Genomic DNA, 2,175 nt, shown 5'->3' with positions numbered 1-2,175 from the left:
CCTCGGCTCACCGGCCCGGCCACCTTCGGTAGCGGCCGGGCCGGTGAGCCGAGGCGGGGCAGAACGACCTTCTCGCGCGAGGTGGCCGCGTCCCGACCGCTCGAACCGTTCAGCGAGCGGCCGATCGCGCCCGCCACGGCGGAAGCGGCCGCGGCAGACGTGGCCGCGAGGACGAACCCCCGCCGGTCCCATGCCTCGGACGCCCGCGGGCCGCCTGCCGCTTCCTCGCTCACGGAGCCGGGCTCCGGCGACGTCGATCGAGCGGGTGCGGTGAGGCGTCCCGTCAGGCCGTACAGGAGCAGAGCCCCGGCGACGGCTCCCACGACGGAGGGCAACGCATCGGTGAGGCCGACGGAGTCGGGGCGCTTGAGGGCAGCCGCCGCCCCGACGGCCCCGAGGAGAAGAACCCCGGCGGCTCCGGCCCGCCGGAACCGCACCGCAAGCACGCCCAACGCCAGGGCCGACAAAGCCAGTACGGCCAGGATGCCGAGTTGGAGCACGAGCTTGTCGTCGGTGCCGAAGTGGCGGATCGCCCAGTCCTTGAGCGGCGCGGGCGTCGCGTCGATGGACGCGCCGCCCACCACGACGACCGGACCGGACCGCGGACGCACCGCCGCCGCGACCGGTTCGGCCACCGCCAGCGCGGCGAAGCCGGCCAGCGCCCCGCTCAGCGCACCCAGCGCCAGGCGTGGCGAACCCGGTCGGCCGCTCTGGTCCTTCTCTTCGTCCCTCACGCGGGGAATCCGGTTCCGGCCGCCCCGCGGATTGGTCCGGGAGCCGATCGAGTGAAAAGAGATTCTGGACCAATCCGCCACGCGTTCCGCGACGGATGAACCGAGTTGCCCCGTCCGGAAGGGAATCGGCGTCATGCAGGCAGCGTTCACGCCGCCATGACGACCTTCGTTCTCGTTCCCGGTGGCTGGCGCGGCGGCTGGTATTTCTCCGCCCTGGCCGACCGGCTCCGCACCGCCGGACACCGGGCGCTGACGGTGACACCCACCGGCGTCGGCGACCGCGCCCACCTGACGTCCGCCGATGTCAATCTCGACACCCACATCGACGATGTGCTCGCGGTACTCGCCGCCGAGGAGGCCGGCGACGCCGTTATCGTCGGGCACAGCTACGGCGGGATGGTCATCACCGGTGCCGCCGACCGCGCCCCTTCCGGCGTGGTGCGCCGCCTGGTCTACTCCGACGCCTACGTGCCCGAGGACGGCCAGTCCTGCTGGGACCTGACGACCGATGCCTACCGCGATGTGTTCCTGGCCGGTGCGGCGGCAAACGGATACACCGTCCAGCCGCCGCCCGGCAGCGACCCGCGCGTGACCGCGCATCCACTGGCCTCGTTCCTCCAGCGGATCCGGCTGGACGGAACCGGGCTGCGTGCCGTCAGCACCCGGGACTATGTGTATCTCTCCGGGTGGGACGGCTCGCCCTTCACCGCCGTCCACGACCGGCTGGCCGATGACCCGACCTGGCGGGTCCACACCCTGGACAGCGGCCACGATGTCTGGAGGGACGCCCCGGAGGAGTTCTTGGAGATCCTTCTGCTGGGCGAGTAGCCGGGAGGAGGCGCGATGCGGAGTCAGGTGCCGAGCCGCCGGTTCCCCAGAGGGGCGAAGCCGCACTCGGCCGGGACGGGCGCAAGTGCCGTGTCTACCATGGCGGTCATGTCGAAAACGCAGGTGGGGGCGGCCGGGAGGCTGCTGCGTGAGATGGTCGCCGCGAGGCGGGACGGCGCGGGCGCGGGTCCGGAGCGTGGTGCCGCGAGGCGGGTGGTGGAGCGGGCGCGGCCCGCGCGTTCGGTGGCGGCCAAGCTTGCCGTCGCGGGTGGGGTTGACGATGAAACGGCCGCCTTGCTCCGGGAGTTGACGGGGCGTCATCTCGGGGCGGACGTGGGCCGTTGGTGCGGGGTGTACGACGCGCTCGGCGGGCACCGTGGCGGTCTGACCGAGTTGCTGGCCGCGCCGCCGGTGGCGCAGGGGCCCGGCGACACGCTCCGTCCTCCCGCGCCCCGCAGTGTTCACCGCACGCTCGGTCTGCTCCTGGAGCACGCGGAGCCGGAGCATGCCGCCGCCGCGCTCGCCGCCCTGCCCGAGCGGGTGACGACGGAGTTGCTCGCCGGTGGGACGCCCCCGGGGGCCGCCCTCCTCACCGCCGTCGTCGGCCACGGTG

1 protein-coding gene and 2 pseudogenes are annotated in these 2,175 nt (G+C 73.6%); 2 read left to right on the top strand and 1 reads right to left on the bottom strand.

Going from position 1 to position 2,175, the window contains the following annotated elements; translation table 11 throughout:
- Positions 1-869: pseudogene (locus CCN72_RS30725) on the bottom strand (hypothetical protein); the annotation flags it as partial.
- 21 nt (positions 870-890) lie between these two features.
- Between CCN72_RS30725 and CCN72_RS30720 the strand changes: the two are divergent.
- Together CCN72_RS30720 and CCN72_RS30715 are read left to right on the top strand one after the other, a co-directional pair.
- On the top strand, positions 891-1,562 hold the full coding sequence (locus CCN72_RS30720; protein WP_086811324.1) for an alpha/beta fold hydrolase: 672 nt from the start codon (positions 891-893) through the stop codon (positions 1,560-1,562).
- A 108-nt stretch (positions 1,563-1,670) separates the two neighbouring features.
- Positions 1,671-2,175, top strand: a pseudogene (locus tag CCN72_RS30715) (hypothetical protein); the annotation flags it as partial.

Source organism: Streptomyces murinus (genome assembly GCF_002154555.1).
GTDB lineage: Bacteria > Actinomycetota > Actinomycetes > Streptomycetales > Streptomycetaceae > Streptomyces > Streptomyces murinus.
The sequence above is the reverse complement of the archived record's forward strand: the minus strand, read 5'-3'. Positions and strand labels throughout refer to the sequence as shown.

Coding starts and splice junctions, on each gene's coding strand:
- CCN72_RS30720 (WP_086811324.1), top strand. CDS start 891: ATGACGACCTTCGTTCTCGTTCCCGGTGGCTGGCGCGGCGGCTGGTAT.